The organism is Bifidobacterium aemilianum, assembly GCF_003315635.1.
GTDB classification, from domain to species: Bacteria; Actinomycetota; Actinomycetes; order Actinomycetales; family Bifidobacteriaceae; genus Bifidobacterium; species Bifidobacterium aemilianum.
The window spans coordinates 126,448-145,591 of the sequence record NZ_PDCG01000005.1 but is presented as its reverse complement, the minus strand read 5'-3'; the positions used below and the strand labels follow the sequence as shown (position 1 = coordinate 145,591).

Sequence of the window (19,144 nt, the reverse complement as noted above, 5' to 3'; positions counted from 1 at the left end):
AGGTCGGTCAGGTGGTTCTGATCCAGGCACAGTCTGGCCAACAAGGTCAGCGAGCCCGTGCCCAGGGGCGCCAGGCTGCCGTCCCTGAGATCATTGGACCCCAAATCCAGACTCGTCAAACGGGTGAAGCGTTGGAGTCCTTCAATGTTGCTGATGCCTTTGTTGTTGAGGTTGAGGATGTTGGTGGTGGTGATGTCGGTGCTGGTCAGGGTCTGGCTTACGTTGGTGTTGCCGTGCAGGGTTTGGGCCATGGCCAGGGCCAGGTTGGTGTCGGGGAAGCAGTCGCTTAAGGGGCTGGAGCCCACCGCACAACCGGTTCTGGGTTGGATCACCCCGCCGCGCATCAGCCAGGGCTTGTCTGGTGTGGACTGCCAAACCGGTCCTGCGGCCGAGCCGGACAAGGGGGCGATGGGGTTGCTTGTCTTGTCTGAGGGAGTGAGCGGGGTGGACCCCTTGGGTGAGGGGGCCTGCCCGGACGGCTTGTCTGCTTCCGATGACTTCCCTGGTACCGGGCTCTCTTCTGTCTTCTCCTTGTGGGGAAGGATGGGATTATCAGAGGGTGTGGGGGTTGGGGACTGCCGGCTGTCCGCCGGCTTGCTCTGGTCGTTCGTGCCATCTGGTGCCGGTGTGGTGTCTGCTATGGTGCGGGTCCGGCCAGCGCGACCGGTGTCCGCCGATCTGCCTGTGCTGGTTCGTTTGATGTCCGCAGTCCTGCTGCTTGTGCGGTTGCGTGCGGTGTCCGCCGATTCGGTCTCGGCGGTTTGGGCGCCGCCGGTTACGCTGGCCCTGGGTGCGCCGGTGTTGCTGGTGTCGCCGGTTCTGCTGGTCCCGTTCGTCTGTGAGGGGCTTGCCTGCCGGTCCGGTTGGGTTCTGCTCGTCATTGAGGAGAGCTGCCGCAGGGTACTGCTGATGTGTTCTGTTGTCTGTTGTGCTGTGCTGCTGTGAGGTTCAGATTCGCTCACGGGGGGGGGGGGGTCGGATTCTCCATGCTTGTGCCGGCCATGCCCAGAGTGAGCAGTCCGGCAAGGATGGCGCGCAGTGCGGTGTTCAACATCGGAATTGGTTCCTTCTCAATATTCGGGCCAGCACACCGCAGCCACGGACGGACACCTTCAGATGGGTCCCGGGTCTCGCTTGGTGTGATTGGTCTGTCTCTCCCTGCGACTTCCCCCAAAGTCCAGTCAAGAGTACTCCCAAAAGACTATCTGCTTTCGGATAATAACACCATTGCATGAGAAGACCCTGTACAAGGAGTTCATACCACCCATCTGAGAGAATAATGGCAGTGCCTTGGTCTATTAGGAGTAAGAACGCAGCTGGTACCGGGCAGGTGCCCAGGATTAGGGTGCCCATGCATCGCCACCATAATGGAGTGGCAGAGAAGGAGAGTGGCATGATGAGTGGATTGGTCATTGGCTTGGTGGTTGTTATAGCCATCATCGTGATTGTGGTCATATGGGGCATCGGGGTCTATAACAACCTGGTGACCCTACGCAACCGTGTGGGCAACGGCTGGGCCCAGATCGACGTGCAGCTTAAGCAGCGCTTCGACCTGATTCCCAACCTGGTCGAAACGGTCAAGGGCTATGCCAGCCACGAGTCCACCGTCTTCACCCAGGTGACCCAGGCCCGGTCCAACGCCATGCAGGCGGCATCCGACCCCAACACCACACCGGCTCAGCGGGCTGCGGCCGAGTCGGCCTTGAGCCAGTCCCTGGTCAACCTGCGGGCCACGGCCGAGGCTTACCCGCAGCTGCAGGCCAACCAGAACTTCCTTGACCTGCAGGGCAAGCTCTCCGGTCTGGAGCAGCAGATCGCCTACGCCCGCCAGTTCTACAACGACGTGGTCCAGAAATTCAACACCAAGATCGAGACCGTGCCCAGCAACATCATCGCCGGCCTCTTCAACTTCCACCAGGCCCAGTACTTCCAGGCCGACGAAGCCTCCCGCCAGGTGCCCCAGGTTAAGTTCTAGGAAGCTCGGAAGGAGGCCGGTGCCATGGAGGCTCAGGCTGCTGCTGTGAACAGTGCGAACCCCGGTAAGGCGGATCAGGAGGTCAAGGCGCCCCGGCATTGGTGGCGGGCCCTGGGCCTGGCCCTGCTGGGTACGCTGGCCATCGCCTTCGTGGCCCTGCTGGCCTTCTCCCTCCACGGCTCCGCGCCCGACCTCAGCTACCGGACGGACGACTATGAGGCCCAGGTGCTGGAGAACGGCGACATGCGGATCACCCAGCATATCGACATGCGCCTGCGCGAACGGTCGGATGACGGGCATACCAAGCCTTGGAGGCAGCTTTACCAGCAGTACAAACTGGACCCGAAGCAGATCCGGGGCATCACCGATATCAGTGTGAAGAATGTCAGCAGCGGCGAGGTCTACGAGGAAGACAGGGCTGTTGACCCAAGCTCAATAGGGAGCGATGAGGTCTGGAACAAGGGCTACGCCGGAGGTTGGTACATCACTGAAGGGTCGGCCGACAATCCCTCCGAGTATGACCCAGACCGGCCCCTGACCTCTCCCAAGACCGTGGAGATCGGCTGGAACATACCGGTGACCGAATCCGCGGACAGTCTCAAGTTCGACGTGACCATGACCATGAAGGGCGTGGCCATTCGCTACGACGATGTGGCCACCTTCAAGTGGGAGCCCATGGGCGACGCCAACCAGGTGCCCATCGGCAGGATGACCGCCAAGGTTAGCTTTCCCAAGAGCGTGGGCAAGGACCAGGTCAAGGCCTGGCTTCACTTCTCCGGCGCCTCCACCACCGAGCGCGGCTCCGGCAACAGCTTGGTCCTGACCGCCCAGGACATCCGCTCCGGCCAGCACGTGGACCTGGTGACCATGTTCCCTGCCAAGGCCCTCAAGGACCCGCCCATTACCAGGCAGGGCAACCAGAAGGAGGCCATAGTCAAGCGGGAACGGCAGGAGGAGAGCTGGAGCCGAACCAAGGCCCGTATGACCCTGGGCCTGTGGATACTCCTGATTGTGGCGGGGCTCGCCCTGGTGGTCTGGGCCCTCTACGCTTCCATGGCCAGCGGGCGCTATGGCTACCGGGGGACGGTCGACTACCGGCGGATTCCCCCGGACCTTGATCCAGCCAACGCCGGGCAGCTGGAGGACATTCTGGATAACGGGAGCGGGGCCGGAGACCTTATGTCTCGGCTTACGGCCGCCACCCTGCTGTCCCTGGCCAGCAAGAAGGCCCTGGCCATTTACCCGGGGTCGGCGGACATCTACCGGGGCATCGATATGCTCCAGACCAATCCGGTCCAGATCAACGGCATGGTCACCGCCGACCCAGGGCGGGCCAGCCAGCTGCAGGCCAGCTCGACCCTGGTCCTGCTGCCGGTCGCACTGCAGCAGCCGGCCACCCTGCCCCTGACCCCATCGGAATCGGCCCTGCTGAATCTGTTGGTGGCCGTCTCCCGGGACATTGGTTCGCCGGTCTTCGACCTCAAGCAGATGGGGGAGAGCATGAAGGACCAGACCGCGACCATCAGTTTGCAGGAGACCTTCACCACCACGGTCAAGAACCAGTTCGCCGTCTTGGGGGCCAGCCGACGGGTGGATGGACAGGCTGCGGCGGCTGGTCTGATCGGCCTGATTGCCGGAATCGGCATCATGGTGCTCGGCTCCTTCGTCTCCACCACCGTAATCGGATTGCTGGTCGGGGCACCCATCGTCTTCTGCTCCTTCCTGGCCTTGTTCCTGAAGGTCAAGTACGGGGTGACCGAGCCTGGGCAGCCCCTGGCCGGTCAGGTCTTGGGATTCAAGGCCTACATGGAGGACTTCAGTGACTTCTCCGACCGGGGGGCAGCGGATCTGATCCTCTGGGACCAATACCTGGTCTACGCCACGGCCTTTGGTATTTCCGACAAGGTCCTGCGCCAGCTGGCCCAGGCCTACCCCCAGATCCAGGATCCGGCCTGGCTGGACCAGTACGCCTCCAATTCCCTCCTCTACTTCAACTACCGTCCATACCGTTGGTATGGAAACGGCTACAGGGGCTACGGTGGCATTTCCGGGCCCCAGGGTGCCATGGGCGGGGGCGGGCCTGCCATGAGCGCCAACTTCGGCGACCTTGGAGCCCAGCTCTCATCGGGATTCGGGCAGATTCAGTCGACGATCTCCCAGGCCAGCTCCTCGTCCGGTTCATCCGGCAGCTTCTCCGGCGGCGGTGGCTTCTCCGGGTCCAGCGGTGGCTTCGGCGGCGGGTCCTTCGGAGGTCGCTGACTCAGTGTGACCACGCTGGCTGATCTAGGTGGATGTGCCGCCGGGCTGTGGACTGTGCCTAGATTGCTTGCCAGACCACGCCAGTCTGTCTAGGCTGGAGTCAATGGGTGTGTTTCGGTTGCGGCTACGTGCCTGGTCTGGCCGGACCGGCCCGGGGTGATGTTGAAGTGATGACTGGGCAAGGACAGCCCGATAAGGAGACGATCATGGTAGCGCAAGGCAATCTGGGACCATATGGGACCACAAGGATCGGCTTGGGGGAGATGCCCCTGACCTTGGAGAACAACCTGGGTTGGGAGCAGGGCATTGAGACCATCCATGCCGCCCTTGGCGCCGGCTGCCGGCAGATTGACACGGCCTGGTCCTACTACTGTTCGGGCGGCCCCGAACAGACCGGCGAGAAGCTGGTGCGTGAGGCCCTGGCTACATGGAAGGGCCCGCGCGAGGAGGTGCTGGTGGCCACCAAGGTCGGCCACTTCCGCAACTTCACCGACGGCAAGCCCACCTGGGATGTGGACGGCAGGCCAGAGGCCCTGATCCAGCACGCCAAGGAGTCGGCCAGGGAGCTGGGCGTCGAGGCCATCGACCTCCTCTACTTCCACCGGCCCGACCCCAAGGTGCCCTACCAGGAGTCCATTGAGGCCATGGCCGAGATTCTCCACCAGGGGGTCGCCAAGCAGATCGGCATATCCAACGCATCGATGGAGCAGATCGGCCTGGCCCGGGGGATTCTAGGGTCCAGCCTGGTGGCCGTGCAGAACCAGTACTCACCCATCTACCTGAGCACCCAGGACACGCTGGATTACTGCGCCCAGGCTGGTCTGGCCTTCGTCTGCTGGAGCCCCCTGGGCGGCTACCGCAAGGCCAAGGACGAGACCAAGTTCGACCCCTTCCGTAGGGTCGCGCAGGCCCATGCCGTCAGCTACCAGCAGGTGGTTCTGGCTTGGGAGCTGGCCAAGGGCAGCCATGTCTTCGTGATTCCCGGCGCTCACCGGCCACAGACCATTCTTGACAGCCTCAAGGCCGGTGACCTGACTCTGAGCCCTGAGGAACTGGCCCAGCTGGGCTAGGTCCGTGCGAGGTGTCACAGGGCTTGGGGCCTACCCGGCCATCGTCGCCACCCCATCACCGCCCTTCACCCCTAGTACCGAAGCAGAAGTGAGGGAATGTGGGCTTTGCTCCACCATACCCGCATGGGGGCCAGTTCGTCTTATAGTGGTGGGAGCAAGTGAGCTGAGCTGACGGTGGATGTCATGCTTGCGGATCTTCGCCCGCACTGACCTATGGTTTGCGTAGGCATGGGGCGCCGTCACGCCAGAGGGTGGCGTGGCGGTTGGGCGCAGGTTCAGGCAAGAAAGAAGGGTGGAGGCCTTGGGAGTCACAGGTAAGGGCCAGAGCGGCCGTTCTGGCAACGCCTCTCGACAGACCCAGCGGGGAGGGCAGTCCACCTCGTCGTCTGCTCGTGGCTCCCAGGCCGGCGTTCAGGAATCCGAGCCGACGGAGGCCAGGAACCGCCCCCGGGTCGGCCTCAAAGACATAGCTCAGGAGCTGGGCATATCCCAAACAGCCGTCTCCTTCGCCATCAACGACAGACCAGGGGTCTCGGACGAGACCAAACGGCGGGTCAAGGAGGCTGCGGCTGCCATGGGCTGGAGTCCGGCCTATGCGGCCCAGGCCCTGGGGTCGTCCAAGACCATGACTGTAGGATTTGCCCCGGCCCGTTCCGCCGACGGCTTCCAGACCGAAAGCTTCATGCTCCATTTCATGGCCGGCATCCACTCCTCACTGAGCACCAAGGGCTACGGTCTGCTCTACCGGCCCTGCGCCAGCCTGACCGAGGAACTGGCCACCTACCGGGACTGGGCCAGGCGCCGACGGGTAGATGGGGTCATTCTGGTGGACCTGCGTGCCGATGACCCACGCCCAGCCCTCCTCACGGAACTGGGCTTGCCAGCTGTGCTGGCCGGCGGCCCCGACCCGGTGCTGAACATACCCTCCCTCTCCATCGACGACTCCCGGACCATGCGGACCATCCTGGACCACCTGGCCCAGATGGGCCACCGGTCCATAGCCTACCTATCCGGCGATGAGCGCCTGGACTACAGCCAGGCCCGCGTCGAGGCCTTCCGCAGCTTTGCCCACAAGCATGCCCTGGAGGCCAGCTCCGTGGACTTCACCGACTTCGATCCGGCCACGGCCTCCGCGCTGACCCAAAGCAAGCTCTCCGGCCCGCACCCCTTCACCGCCTTCATCTATGAGAACGAGACCATGGCTGCCTCCTCCATGCGGGTCCTGGCCGAAGTCATGATTCGTGGCGACCGGGGCGGCTTGGGTGGCAAACGTTTTCCCCACGGCTTGCCGGCCATGGTCAGCTTCGAGGACAGCTTCGTGTGCGAGGCCACCTATCCCTCCATCACCGCCGTCCACCGTGACGCCGGCCAATACGGCACCAAGGTGGCCAACCTGCTCTGCCGGCTGCTGGCCGGTGAGCCGGTGAGCGGCAACCGCAGGATCCTGACCCCCAAACTGGTGGTGCGTGAATCCACCAGACTCACCGTGGACCCGAACCACCTGGACCCGGTCTTCTGAGCCCCAGTTTCGACTCCTGCCGCCCCAGTCTTGACGTTCGGTTCTTGGGCAGGGGATGGCCCACACCTTGGCGGGAGAGTCCTTTGCCGCTGGTCACTGGGTCTGGTGTGTGGTTGAGATGCTTGTCGTCAGGGTGGTCTGGCAGGGGTTGGGTTAGGGTGGTTCCATGTCTTCTGAAGCTGTTGATGTGTGGGCTGGTCAACCCGGGGACCAGGCCATTGTGGATAGTTCGGCCCTGTCGCCGACTGATAAGGCGGGTAGGGCCATTCCGGTCACCATTCCCATTGCCCTGGCGCCGGGTGTCAAGGTGGTCTATACCACCCGACTGGGTGGGGTGAGCCAGGGGGATTTCGCCTCCTGCAACCTGGGCGGTAAGGGAGGGGAAGACCCGGCCCTGGTCCAGGCCAATAGGGAGGCCCTGGCCCAGGAGCTGGGGGTTGACGTCGCCCTGGTCAGCCAGGTTCATTCGGGCCGGGCCGTCGATATGGACGAGCTGTTGGTCTCCCCGGCAGCAAAGGTCTCCCCAGCATTCAGCAGCCCTGCCGAGGGTGTGGACGGCCCCAGACTGATCGACCATTCAGGCGGCGCTCTGGCCGCTGAAGCCTCGCCTGTCAGCAGCGGCCAGAGCCATCAAGACGGCAGTCCAGAGCAGATGCCGGGAGCCGGCAGGGTCATTGAGGCCGATGCACAGGTCAGTAGCCAGAAGGGTCTGGCCCTGGGAGTCTTCGCCGCCGATTGCCTGCCGGTGCTGCTGGCGGACCCGGAGGCCGGACTCATCGCCGCCGCCCATTGCGGCCGCAAGGGTCTGCAACGTGGCATCATCGCCTCCACCGTCGAGCTCATGGTGGCCAAGGGTGGCAGGACCGGACGTATGGTTGCCACCCTGGGGCCCTGCATCTGTGGGGACTGCTACGAGGTCGGTGCCGACCTGGCCGACGACTTCGACGCCCAGTTCCCCGGCAGCTTCGGACTCAGCCGTTTTGGCGGCCCCAGCATCGACCTGGCCCTGGCCGCCCGCCAGGGGTTGGCCAAGGCGGGCATTCCTCGTGACAGCCTCATTGATTCCTCCCGCCGGGTCGCCGCCGCCACCCAGTATCTGGCGGCAGACCAGGAGCTGGCTGACCTGAGTCGGCAGGATGGCGAGGGCATGCCCGACCTGGCTGAACGCCTGGGAGAGATTCACCACAGCCTGTGCACCCTGGAGAATCCCCTTTGGTACTCCCACCGCCGGGCAGCCTTGGCCCATAAGCTCCGGGAGGGTCGTATGCTGGCCCTCATCGTGCGCGAGGACTGACCAGCAAGTCGCCGCTTCCATGCCGGTCGGTCAGGTCGGCGAGCAGGGCGGTCTCCGGCTCCGTGTCCCGGCGCAGGTGGTCGTGGGCAGCTACACTGGTACCTATGCAAGAGATCAAGGTCGTGATTTCCGGATTCAACCCCTACGAGGGCATCAAGGTCAACCCCTCCTACGAGGTCCCCAAGGCCATCGCCGAGCGGGGACTGCTTCCTCTGAAGGCCTCCGACCAGGACTTCGACGACCCCCTGGCCGACGTGAACCTGACCATCAACTCGGTCAGCCTGCCCATCAGCTTCGAGGATGCCTGGTCCAACCTCCAGGAGACCATCGAGGCCACGCAGGCCGACATCATCATCGCCACCGGTCTCAAGCGGGCCGCCCGTGGCATGCTCCTGGAACGCTGCGCCACCAATCTCATGGACCGGATAGCCCCGGCCCAAAACGGCATCGCGGACGGCAGCCAGCCCATCACACCCATCAAACCGGAGGGCCCGGCCGCCTACTGGACCCGCCTGCCTCTGCACTCAATAATGGATGACTTCAACGGGCGTGGCATTCCGGCGACCCTGAGCTCTGACGCCGGCACCTTCGTCTGCAACTCCCTCTTCTACAACCTGCTGGACTGGACCGCCGGCCAGAAGCACAAGCTGGCGGGCTTCCTCAGCTTCCCCATTGTCAACGAATCGGCCCATTCCCAGCACGGCCTTCCCTTGGACCAGCAGATCCAGGCCTGCTCCGACCTGGTCAGGCAGACGGTGCGCTACTACCTGCAGCCGTCTTCCGGTGCGATTCTGCTCTCCTGACCCCAGTGGCAGGCAAGGCAGCCGGAACGGGGCACGAGCCGGTCGCAGAGTATCTGTGTGCATTCTGTATACAGGGGTTTCGGCCGCCCTGGGTGCGCTAAAGTGCATATCAGGCGCCTTGTGCGGCCAGCCCCAGCCCCAGCGTCAACCTTTGCTTTTCAGGCAGACATATCAGGTGTGTGCCGGCAGGCTTGTGAAAGGAATGCAGTATGACCGATCGTTTTCCAGTGGCTTTGCGCGGCTATGAGAAGGAGAGTGTCGACCAGGCCTTTGCCAGCGCCCAGGAGACCCTGAACCGCTTGCGAGAGCAGGTCAGGACCAGCGACGACACCATACTTCAGCTCCAGGCCCAGCTCCAGGAGGAGAAGAACAACGTCCGCAAGGCCAACAAGGACAACTCCTTCGCCTCCCTGGGTTCCAATGCCCAACGTATGTTGGCCTCGGCCGAGCAGACCTCTGTCGAACTCCTCAACCGGGCCAAGCAGGATGCCGCCTCAACCAGGTCCGCGGCCCAGGCCCAGGCCCAAACCCTGGTCAACTCGGCCAAGCTTGACGCCCAGCATATTCTTGACGACGCCAAGGCCAAGGCCCAGACCCTGCTCAACAATGCCAAGGCCGAGGCCGAGTCGACCATCGGCAGCGCCGAGGAGGAGGCCGCGCAGCTGCGCTCGCAGACCGCCAAGAACGTGGCCGAACAGCGCGAGACCCTGGAGGTGGAGCTGAGCAACGCCAGGGAGGAGCACAAGAAGCGCCTGGCATCCGAGCGGTCCACCCAGGAGCGTGAGCTGGCCGAGATGAAGGCCGCCGCCACCCAGCAGATCGCCGAACAACGCAAGGCCGTCAACGAGGAGGTCGCCAAGCTCAAGGGCGAGGCCAACGACCAGATCGAGGCCGCCCTGACCGAGGCCAACAAGAAGCTGGCCGATGTGCGCGAGCAGGTCTCCCGTATGACCACGGAGGCCCAGCGCAAGGCCGGCGAGATCACCGATGCCGCCCAGGCCAGGGCCCAGGAGATCGAGGACCAGGCCAAGGTTCAGCAGGCCAAGGTGCTCAGCCAGGTCAACGCGGAGGTGGAGCAGATCCGCAAAGATGTCTCCGACCAGCAGGATGAGGCCTCGGCCAAGGTCAAGGATCTGCTGGCCCAACTGGAGGAACGCCGCGCCGCAGCCAAGGAGGAGGCCGACCAGCTGATCGATGAAGCCAAGACCATCCGCCAGGAGGCTGACGCTTACAGCGCCTCCAAGCGTGAGGAGGCCGACCAGCAAGCCTCCAATATCATCAGCAAGGCCGGCCAGGACGCCGATCAGGAGATCGAGAAGCGCCGTGCCGCCGCCCAGGCGGAGCTGGAGGGACTCAAGGAGCACCTGGCCCAGCTTCAGGAACGCGAATCGACCATCACCCAGCGGGTGACCGAGCTGAGGTCCCTCTTCTCCAATGCCTTCGCCGACTTCGGCACCGACCTGGGCCAGGATAATGCTCCCAAGACCGACCAGGGGCTTGCGGCAGTCAAGCTTCCCCTTATGAACGCCATCGCCGAGCCCGGACATGGGCAGGGCGGCAAACAGGTCGCTGCAGATGACGAATTCGAGAATGCCCAGGCTGCCGGCCAGGGCCCCGAGCAGGCTGGTGACGCCCGTGACGCTGATGACAGCGGTGACGCCAACGATTCCGATGACGTCGACGATACCGATGACATCAGGGACATCACCGGCGCGGAAGCCGCCGAAAGTGCCGATGCCGCTGGGGCCGCAGAACGGGATCAGGCCGATGGATCCCAAGCGGGGGAGGCTGGAGATGATGACCCCATGCCGGTGTCCTTCGAGCCTGGCTCAGGTTCCCTGCATCGCGGCCAGAACTGACGTTCGCCTCCCGCGGACGTGGGCACCCTGCGATAAGGTACTGGTGTCCCTAAGTGGCCCTGCCTGCCCCGGTGGGCCGGGCCAGATCTGAAGCAATCGAAAAGGAGTATCGGCGAGCATGAGCGATATCGCACCCTTGGGCCAGCAGGAGCTGGAGACCCTGCGCACGGATTTCGATAAGGACCCGGTCAACCGCATGTCCATGAACGCCGTGACCGCTGTCGGTATCGACAAGGTCGCCCACAACTACGACCGTGCCCGCCGCCTCCAGCGCCGCTTCTCGGTGACCGTCGACAACGGCGAGGCCACCAACCAGAACCATTCCGGCCGCTGCTGGCTCTTCAGCTCCTTGAACGTGGCCCGCTTCGTGGCCAAGAAGGCCTTGGGTCTCAAGGAGTTCGAGTTCTCACAGAACTACGCCATGTACTACGACAAGCTGGAGCGGTCCAACTACTTCCTGCGTGATGTGGCCCAGCTGATCCGTGGCGGCGAGCAGGTCGACTCCCGCCTCATGCAGCATCTCCTGTCAGACGTGATGGGAGATGGCGGCCAGTGGACCATGGCCATGAACATCTACAAGAAGTACGGCGCCGTTCCCAAGGACTTCTTCCCCGAGACCGCCTCCTCCACCGACACCAGCCAGATGAACACCGAGCTGCGTTCCCTCCTGCACACGGCCGTGGCCCACATGTACGCCAGTCAGGCCGAGATCGACCAGATCGTGGAGCAGACCATTGCGGCCGCCCACCGGATCCTGACCATCCATCTGGGTGAGCCTCCCAAGAGCTTCGACTGGGAGTGGACCGATGAGAACGGCAACTTCCACCGCGACGGTGAGGTCACTCCCGTCGAGTTCTGGCACAAGTACGTCACGGCCGGCCTGGAGGACTACGTTTGCCTGGTGGACGACCCCCGCGCCGAGCACCCCAAGGGCAAGAAGATCGGCATCGAGCACCTGGGCAATGTGGCCGGAGGCGACCCCACCGAGTACCTGAACGTGCCCAACCGGTTCATGAAGGACTGCGTGCGTAAGCTCCTGTCCGAGCAGGGCATTCCGGTCTGGTTCGGGGCTGACTGCCACCCCATGATGGACCGGGAGTCCGGCGCCTGGGCCACCGACCTCTTCGAGTACGGCAAGGTCTACCGGGTCAACTTCGACCTGGACAAGGAGGAGCGGGTCCGCTTCGCCGATTCCGCCATGAATCACGCCATGGCCTTCGCGGGTGTGGATGTGGCCGCCGACGGGACCACGACCCGCCGCTGGCGTGTCGAGAACTCCTGGGGCTCCAAGGTCGCCGACAAGGGCTACTTCACCATGTCCGACGACTGGTTCAGCGAGTATGTCTACGAGGTGGCCGTGCCCAAGTCCATGCTGCCCGAGGAATACCGCAAGGCCCTGGAGGAGCCCGCCCAGATGCTGCCGGCCTGGGACCCCATGGGTGCCCTGGCCTGACAGGCGAACGCCGCCCCGCTGATGGCAGGGTAACCAGCCGGTCTGCATACCACTATGTAGACCGGCTGTTCGTTATCGTGGCAGGTGCGACTAGTCTGAGTCAGACATAGGAAAAGCTGAAGGAGCGGACCATGGAACAGCGGCGAGGCCCAGGCAATGGTGAAGACCGGCAGTCCCTGGGAGAGCGTGCCGTCTTTCCAGAGACGGTTGATGTCAATATACGCCAATTGGACCCGATTCCAGCCCCCCGGACCTTCCTCAAGGAACTGCCCCTGACCGATCAGATGTGCGATCTGGTCCTGCGTTCGCGCCAGGAGATCCGCGATGTGCTGCACGGGCGTGACGACCGGCTCCTGGTCATCGTCGGCCCCTGCTCCATCCATGACACCCAGGCCGCCCATGAGTATGCCCAACGGCTGGCGGCCGTCAACGAGCGGGTCAAGGACCGGCTGCTGATTGTCATGCGCACCTACTTCGAGAAGCCACGGACCACCGTGGGCTGGAAGGGCCTGATCAACGACCCCGACCTGGATGGCCGTTTCAATATTCGCAAGGGCATGTGGATGGCCCGCAAGGTCCTGACCGATGTGCTGACCATGGGCCTGCCTACGGCCATCGAATGGCTGGACCCCATCACTCCGCAATACCTGTGTGATCTGATTTGCTGGGGGGCCATCGGGGCCCGTAACACGGAGTCCCAGGTCCACCGGGAGCTGGCCTCGGGCTTCTCCATGCCCATCGGTTTCAAGAACTCCACCGACGGTTCGGTCAAGGCCGCCTGCGATTCCTGCTACGCCGCCTCGGCGGAACACCACTTCCTCTCCATCAACCTGGATGGCAAGGTCATCTCGGCGGAGACCAAGGGCAACCCAGACTGCCATATCGTATTGCGCGGGTCCAGCAGCGGCCCCAACTATGACCGTGAATCCGTGGCCCAGGCCCTGGAGGACCTGCGGGCCTCCAAGCTGACCGGCCCTGGGGTTGAGGGACTGGTCATCGACGCGGCCCACGGCAACTGCGGCAAGGATGAGGTCCGTGAGGCCAAGGTTTTACAGGAACTTGCCGGGCGGATCGCCCAAGGCGAGCGGGGCATCCTAGGGGTCATGTTCGAGAGCTTCCTGGTGGGTGGCCACCAGGCCCCGGCCCCCCTGGACCAGCTGGTCTACGGGCAGTCAGTGACCGACTCCTGCGTGCCTTGGGAATCCACCGAAGAGATCCTGGGCACCCTGGCCGAGGCCGTGACCGCCCGGAGGCAGCTGGCTGGCTGAGGCCTCGTGCCTGGTGGCATGGCTGTAGCCAGGCATGTGCCAGAAGGTTCCGGTAGTGGCTGACGATTGACAGTTGGCACGTTTGTGTGTTTGCGGCCCTCAGCGGGCTATCCTTGAAGAAGCGCTATCAAGGAGACAAGACCATGCAGGATATGCAAGATGGACCGCAGGGGCAGACCAGCCCGGCTTCCTGGGAAGCTATGCAGAGTCCGGAGCAATTGCAGGCCATCCATCAGGCCATGAGGGAGGGGAGGGACCCCCTTGCACAGACCGATGTGCCCCGCTGGGAGGACCAGGTTGGAGTGGACCGGATCATCAATCGGCGGGTTCTTGAGCTTGACCCCCTACCAACCCCGGCACAGGTCCTCTCCGACTTGTCCATGTCAGACCAGGCAAAGAGGTTGGTCGCTGAATCCAGGGACGAGATTCGCAACTGCATGAATGGGCGGGACGACCGGCTTCTGGTCATCGTCGGTCCCTGCTCCATACACGACCCCAAGGCCGCCTTCGACTATGCCGAACGCCTGGCCGAGCTCAAGGACGAGCTGGGCGACCGCCTGCTCATCATCATGCGGGTCTACTTCGAGAAGCCACGGACCACTGTGGGTTGGAAAGGCCTGATCAACGACCCCGACATCGACGGCAGCCACCAGATCAGGAAGGGCCTACTCCTGGCCCGGTGGATACTCTTGGGCGTACTGGACAGGGGACTGCCCGCCGCCACCGAGTTCCTGGAGCCGACCTCGCCCCAGTTCATCTCGGACGCGGTCAGTTGGGGGGCCATCGGCGCCCGCAACACGGAATCCCAGGTCCACCGGCAGCTGGCCTCCGGCCTCTCCATGCCGGTCGGCTTCAAGAACGGTACCGACGGCTCGGTCAAAGCGGCGGTCAACGGCTGCTACGCTGCCGCCCAGCAGCACACCTTCTTCGGCATCGACCATCTGGGTCGGGCCTGCGCCGTCGAGACCCTGGGCAACCCCGACTGCCATGTGGTCCTGCGTGGTTCGGTTCATGGGCCCAATTACAACCAGGCCTCGGTCGCCACAGCCATGCAGGCCATCCGGGACGAGATGCCCGCCGATTCGGCCGCCTGCCGGGGGCTGGTCATCGACTGCTCCCACGGCAACTCCGGCAAGGATGAGGTCCAGCAGGCCCGGGTGGTGGAGAACCTGGCCGGACGCATAGCCCAAGGTGAGCCGGACATCATCGGAATCATGATGGAAAGCTTCATCGAAGGGGGCAACCAGCCCGAAGGGCCCTTGGGTGGCCTGGTCTATGGCAAGTCCATCACCGACCGCTGTATCTCCTGGCCGCAGACCGACCGGCTCCTGCGCCTGCTGGCCGACTCGGTCAGCGCCCGGCGGCAGGCTTGAGAGGCTTATTGCGGGGGCCGGGCCTGGCCGCCCCAGCCATGGCCTTGGGTGGGCTGCAGGATATGCTCAAAGCACACCAATCGTCGCACAGTAAGGAAGTGGCATGACAAGCGTTGCCATCATCGGAGCCCTTGAAGAGGAAGTCGACCACATCGCCAGGAGCCTGGAGCAGGTCAGCATAGAGGAGCGGGCCAGCCTGAAGGTCTACCGGGGTTCCATCACGTCCAATGCCGGTGAGGACATCAGCGTGGCGGCAACCGTGGGCGGCATGGGCCTGGTCAACGCGGCCGCCACCACCCAGTACCTGATCGACAGCATCCGCCCCGATCAGGTCATCTTCTCCGGCATCGCCGGCAGCCTCAACAAGAGCCTGCATATCAACGACGTGGTCCTGGGCGGCACCCTGCGCTACCTGGATTCCGACATGCGCATGATCGCCCAGTGGAAGCCCCAGACCGAGGAGTTCCACTCCGACCCGCGCCTGCTCGACCTGGCTCAGGCGGCCTTGGACGATATGGGCATCACCCACATCGTCGGGACCATCGCCTCCGGCAACAAGTTCGTGGGCGACCCTGAAGCCGTGGCCCAGGTGGCCGAGCAGACCCATGCCGACGCCGTCGAGATGGAGGGGGCCGCCGTGGCCCATGTCGCCGCCCGCAACGACGTGCCCGCCCTGGTCATCCGTGCCCTGAGCGACAACGCCGACACCGAATATGAGACCTTCAAGGACTTCGACGTGTCCGAATACGCCGACACCGCCGCCAAGCTCACGGTGAACATCGTCCGTCGGCTCTAATGGCAGGAGCCGGGCAGTTTCCTTCAATTCGGCCTGGGAATATGGCTCAGTCATCTCTCTGACGGGCTATGAATCCCCTCGTGCCGGCAGGTCGGCTGGCCCGTCATGTGTGCGGAACGGCATGGGCAAGGATAGGTCCCGATTCGTTGCCGAGGGTGCAAGGCCGGGGCTGGTAGTGCCCGTTCGGTAATCTTGAAGGGTGATTGTGCAAGACAAGGGTAAGAAGACCAAGGTCCGATTGCTGGCCGTCGCCTGTGCTGTGGCCGCCACGCTTTCCCTGGCCGCCTGCGGTGACAATGTTCCCCAAGAGGCCAACGAGGCATCATCCGCTGGAAAGTCCAAGATCTCCGGTGAGTTCCAGGGGGCTGGAGCCTCCTCACAGCAGGGTGCCGTCGAAGCCTGGATCGCCATGTACCAGCGGCATAACCGTGACGTCAAGATAGCCTACAATCCCACAGGGTCGGGAGCCGGGATCTCCACCTTCCTGACTGGAGCCACGGCATGGGCCGCCACCGATGCCCCCCTTGATGCGCAGGCCATCGAGCAGTCCAAGAGCATTTGCGCGGGCGGGGGCTCCGCCTTTGATGTTCCCGTCTACGTCTCCGGCATCACCGTGGCCTACAACCTCAAGGGCCTATCAGGTCAGGACAAACACCTGAACATGGACCCGGCCACCATCGCCCGGATCTTCGACGGCAAGATCAGCAGCTGGGATGACCCGGCCATCAAGGAGCAGAACCCCAAGGCCAACCTGCCCGCCAAGCCCATCACCGTGGTTCACCGGTCCGACAAGTCCGGCACCACCAAGAACTTCCTCTCCTACCTCAAGGACACGGCCGGCGAGGACTGGCCCTACGAGGCGGGGGAGAACTGGCCCAACGATGTGGGGCAGGGGTCCAAGGGAGCCAGCGGGGTCGCCTCGACGGTTGGCCAGGCCGACGGCACCATCGGTTATGTGGATGCCTCCAAGGTCGGGACCCTGGGCACCGTCAGCCTGAAGGTCGGCCAGGCCTACGTGCCATACTCGCCCCAGGCCGCCTCCACCGTGGTTGACTCTTCCAAGATCGGCCAGGAGGCTTCAGGCCCCGGGCGGCTGGTCATCGAACTGGACCATGGCACCCAGGCCGCCAACGCCTACCCTCTCCTGCTGGTCTCCTACGATGTGGCCTGCCCGGCCTACCAGGATGCCGACACGGCCAGGTTCATCAAGTCCTGGTTGACCTACGAGGTCAGCCGTGACGGCCAGCAACTGGTCGCCGATAATGCCGGAGCCGTTCCCCTGAGCGCGGCCACCCGGGCCAAGGTCATGAAGAGCATCTCCTTGATTTCCGTCTCCTCGCCATCCTCGCAAGGCCAGGGCAAATGAGGGAGGAGTCGGACGTGACCACCGAGCAACTGGACCAGCCGGTCAGCGGCAAACGGGCCGATGCCATCTTCAAGGGTGTGGCCTACGCCTGCGGCATCATCATCCTCCTGGCGCTGGCGGCGGTTACCGTGTTCCTGCTCTATAGGGCTTGGCCGATCATCGCCGGCGACCGGCAGGCCAAGGTCGAGACCATCGAATCCTTCACCGGCGGGCGCGCCCACAACTTCCTGCAATTCGTGGGGCCCCTGGTCTTCGGCACGGTTCTGGTGGCAGGGCTTGCCCTCCTCATCGCCTTCTTCGTGGCCATTGGCATCGCCCTCTTCATCACCCACTACGCGCCCAAGTCCCTGGCATCAGCCCTCAACTACATCGTTGACCTGCTGGCGGCCATCCCCTCCGTGGTCTACGGCCTCTGGGGCGGCATCGTGCTGGTGCCGGCCATCGAACCCTTCTGGGCCTTCCTGGCCAAATACCTGGGTTGGATTCCGATCTTCGCCGGTCCTGTGGCCAATCCGGCCCGTACCGTAGGCACCACCGCAGTGGTCCTGGCGGTCATGATCCTGCCCATCATCACCTCCATGTCCCGTGACATCTTCGCCCAGACCCCCAGGCTCTACGAGGAGGCTGCCCTGGCCCTGGGAGCCACCAAGTGGGAGATGGTGCGGCTGGCCGTCCTGCCCTTCGGCAAGTCGGGCGTGGTCTCGGCTTCCATGCTGGGGCTGGGCCGAGCCCTGGGTGAGACCATGGCTGTGCTCATGATTCTCTCGCCCGGACTCAAGTATTCGGTCAAGCTCCTGCAGGCCTCGCAGAACCAGACCATCGCGGCCAATATCGCCGCCCAGTACCCGGAGGCCAACAGCCAGGGAGTCTCGGCCCTGATCGGCACCGGCCTGGTCCTTTTCCTGATCACCTTCCTGGTCAACTATCTGGCCCGGCGCATCACCAGAAAGCAGGTGGCCAAGTGAGCGACAGGCGCGATCAACGGCTGCCAGGGCAGTCCCAAGAGCTTGCCGTGGGTGGGGTCGCGGATGCCGACAAGGCTATGCCCGACCAAGCCAGGCGGCAAGCCGTGGCGACTGCCGGGGGCGGCCAGCCCAACCGGGTACAGCCTTCGGGAACCGACGACGCCGCCCCGGTCATCGACTTCGACAAGTTCAAGCCCACCCGTTCCTTCATCGCGGCCCGCAAGCGCAAGGACCTGCTCATGCGGGTCCTGGTCTTCCTGGCCTTCCTGATGGCGCTGATACCGCTGATCTCGGTTCTGTGGACCACCCTGGCGGCCGGCATCAAACGCCTCAACTGGAACTTCCTGACCTACAACATGTCAGGTGTCATCGGCGGCTTGCAGACCCCATCCGGCGGCTACGGTGGCATCGAGCACGCCATCATCGGCACCCTGGAGGTCACCCTGGGGGCCATGGTCATCTCCGTGCCCATCGGCCTGATGTGCGCGGTCTACCTGGTTGAATACGCCCACGGGGGTCGTCTGGCACGGGCCATCTCGCTCCTGGTCGACGTGATGTCTGGCATTCCCTCCATTGTGGCCGGCCTCTTCGCCTTCTCCATGTTCTCCATCGTCTTCGGCCCCGGCACCATCAATGGTTTTGAGGGGTCGGTGGCTCTCTCCCTGCTGATGATCCCCACCGTGGTCAAGTCCAGCGAGGAGATGCTGCGGATCGTGCCGGGCGACCTACGTGAGGCCGCCTATGCCTTGGGCGTCACCAAGCAGCGGACCATCACCAAGATCGTCTTGCGGACGGCCCTGCCCGGCATCGTATCCGGTGTGATCCTGGCCATCGCCCGAGTCATCGGTGAGACCGCACCCCTGCTCATGACGGCCGGCTTCATCTCCTCCACCAACCTCAACCTCTTCTCCGGCCAGATGACCACCCTGCCGGTATACGTATACCAGGAATACAGCAAGCTCACGGTCACCTGCCCGGCGGACGGCGGGGCGGGCTGTGTCAGCAGCATCCCCATGGAACGGGCTTGGGCCGCGGCCCTGACCCTCATCATCCTGGTCCTGGTCCTGAACCTGATCGGCCGCCTGGTGGCCCGGGTCTTCTCGGTCAAGACGGAGCGCTAGCGGGGGAGTGGGGAAGATGGTTG

General features: G+C 64.0%; 15 protein-coding genes. 14 read left to right on the top strand and 1 reads right to left on the bottom strand.

Annotation, left to right across the window (positions count from 1 at the left end):
* Nucleotides 1-881 (bottom strand): hypothetical protein (locus tag CRD60_RS06420; RefSeq protein ID WP_407923178.1); only part of this gene is annotated, 881 nt, incomplete at its 3' end.
* A gap of 512 nt (nucleotides 882-1,393) precedes the next feature.
* Here CRD60_RS06420 and CRD60_RS06415 point away from each other — a divergent pair.
* The 14 genes from CRD60_RS06415 to pstA all read left to right on the top strand — a co-directional run bounded on the left by CRD60_RS06415 (nucleotide 1,394) and on the right by pstA (nucleotide 19,121).
* Entirely contained in the window at nucleotides 1,394-1,975 is a 582-nt protein-coding gene (locus CRD60_RS06415; protein ID WP_113860458.1) for a LemA family protein, read from the top strand.
* Nucleotides 1,976-1,999: 24 nt separating this feature from the next.
* Nucleotides 2,000-4,234: a DUF2207 domain-containing protein gene (locus CRD60_RS06410; RefSeq protein ID WP_113860457.1), complete on the top strand. Its 2,235-nt coding sequence runs from the start codon at nucleotides 2,000-2,002 to the stop codon at nucleotides 4,232-4,234.
* 206 nt (nucleotides 4,235-4,440) lie between these two features.
* Nucleotides 4,441-5,304: an aldo/keto reductase gene (locus CRD60_RS06405; RefSeq protein WP_113860456.1), complete on the top strand. Its 864-nt coding sequence runs from the start codon at nucleotides 4,441-4,443 to the stop codon at nucleotides 5,302-5,304.
* A gap of 466 nt (nucleotides 5,305-5,770) precedes the next feature.
* On the top strand, nucleotides 5,771-6,823 hold the full coding sequence (locus tag CRD60_RS06400) for a LacI family DNA-binding transcriptional regulator (protein WP_236630879.1): 1,053 nt from the start codon (nucleotides 5,771-5,773) through the stop codon (nucleotides 6,821-6,823).
* Between the two features lie 166 nt (nucleotides 6,824-6,989).
* Nucleotides 6,990-8,117: a polyphenol oxidase family protein gene (locus CRD60_RS06395; RefSeq protein ID WP_113860455.1), complete on the top strand. Its 1,128-nt coding sequence runs from the start codon at nucleotides 6,990-6,992 to the stop codon at nucleotides 8,115-8,117.
* A 104-nt stretch (nucleotides 8,118-8,221) separates the two neighbouring features.
* Complete coding sequence (locus CRD60_RS06390) at nucleotides 8,222-8,920, top strand: pyroglutamyl-peptidase I (protein WP_113860454.1); 699 nt, start codon at nucleotides 8,222-8,224, stop codon at nucleotides 8,918-8,920.
* A gap of 209 nt (nucleotides 8,921-9,129) precedes the next feature.
* Nucleotides 9,130-10,779, top strand: coding sequence for a cell division protein (locus tag CRD60_RS06385; protein WP_236630871.1), 1,650 nt, complete (start codon nucleotides 9,130-9,132; stop codon nucleotides 10,777-10,779).
* A gap of 118 nt (nucleotides 10,780-10,897) precedes the next feature.
* A complete protein-coding gene (locus CRD60_RS06380; protein WP_113860453.1) occupies nucleotides 10,898-12,232 on the top strand; it encodes a C1 family peptidase in 1,335 nt (444 codons plus the stop codon).
* A gap of 131 nt (nucleotides 12,233-12,363) precedes the next feature.
* Nucleotides 12,364-13,500, top strand: a complete 1,137-nt coding sequence (locus CRD60_RS06375) for a 3-deoxy-7-phosphoheptulonate synthase (protein ID WP_113860452.1) — start codon at nucleotides 12,364-12,366, stop codon at nucleotides 13,498-13,500.
* Between the two features lie 143 nt (nucleotides 13,501-13,643).
* Entirely contained in the window at nucleotides 13,644-14,873 is a 1,230-nt protein-coding gene (locus CRD60_RS06370) for a 3-deoxy-7-phosphoheptulonate synthase (RefSeq protein WP_113860451.1), read from the top strand.
* A gap of 103 nt (nucleotides 14,874-14,976) precedes the next feature.
* A complete protein-coding gene (mtnN, locus tag CRD60_RS06365; RefSeq protein WP_113860450.1) occupies nucleotides 14,977-15,669 on the top strand; it encodes a 5'-methylthioadenosine/S-adenosylhomocysteine nucleosidase in 693 nt (230 codons plus the stop codon).
* Nucleotides 15,670-15,874: 205 nt separating this feature from the next.
* Nucleotides 15,875-17,035, top strand: a complete 1,161-nt coding sequence (locus CRD60_RS06360) for a phosphate ABC transporter substrate-binding protein PstS (protein ID WP_201737230.1) — start codon at nucleotides 15,875-15,877, stop codon at nucleotides 17,033-17,035.
* A gap of 14 nt (nucleotides 17,036-17,049) precedes the next feature.
* Entirely contained in the window at nucleotides 17,050-18,000 is a 951-nt protein-coding gene (pstC, locus tag CRD60_RS06355; protein ID WP_236630870.1) for a phosphate ABC transporter permease subunit PstC, read from the top strand.
* Entirely contained in the window at nucleotides 17,997-19,121 is a 1,125-nt protein-coding gene (gene pstA / locus CRD60_RS06350; protein WP_236630869.1) for a phosphate ABC transporter permease PstA, read from the top strand. Before pstC ends, pstA begins: the two co-directional genes overlap by 4 nt.
* Nucleotides 19,122-19,144: the final 23 nt, after the last annotated feature.

What these genes read in the sequence shown, in the direction of transcription:
- CRD60_RS06415 (WP_113860458.1), top strand. Translation starts at nt 1,394, where the DNA reads ATGATGAGTGGATTGGTCATTGGCTTGGTGGTTGTTATAGCCATCATC.
- CRD60_RS06410 (WP_113860457.1), top strand. Translation starts at nt 2,000, where the DNA reads ATGGAGGCTCAGGCTGCTGCTGTGAACAGTGCGAACCCCGGTAAGGCG.
- CRD60_RS06405 (WP_113860456.1), top strand. Translation starts at nt 4,441, where the DNA reads ATGGTAGCGCAAGGCAATCTGGGACCATATGGGACCACAAGGATCGGC.
- CRD60_RS06395 (WP_113860455.1), top strand. Translation starts at nt 6,990, where the DNA reads ATGTCTTCTGAAGCTGTTGATGTGTGGGCTGGTCAACCCGGGGACCAG.
- CRD60_RS06390 (WP_113860454.1), top strand. Translation starts at nt 8,222, where the DNA reads ATGCAAGAGATCAAGGTCGTGATTTCCGGATTCAACCCCTACGAGGGC.
- CRD60_RS06385 (WP_236630871.1), top strand. Translation starts at nt 9,130, where the DNA reads ATGACCGATCGTTTTCCAGTGGCTTTGCGCGGCTATGAGAAGGAGAGT.
- CRD60_RS06380 (WP_113860453.1), top strand. Translation starts at nt 10,898, where the DNA reads ATGAGCGATATCGCACCCTTGGGCCAGCAGGAGCTGGAGACCCTGCGC.
- CRD60_RS06375 (WP_113860452.1), top strand. Translation starts at nt 12,364, where the DNA reads ATGGAACAGCGGCGAGGCCCAGGCAATGGTGAAGACCGGCAGTCCCTG.
- CRD60_RS06370 (WP_113860451.1), top strand. Translation starts at nt 13,644, where the DNA reads ATGCAGGATATGCAAGATGGACCGCAGGGGCAGACCAGCCCGGCTTCC.
- mtnN (WP_113860450.1), top strand. Translation starts at nt 14,977, where the DNA reads ATGACAAGCGTTGCCATCATCGGAGCCCTTGAAGAGGAAGTCGACCAC.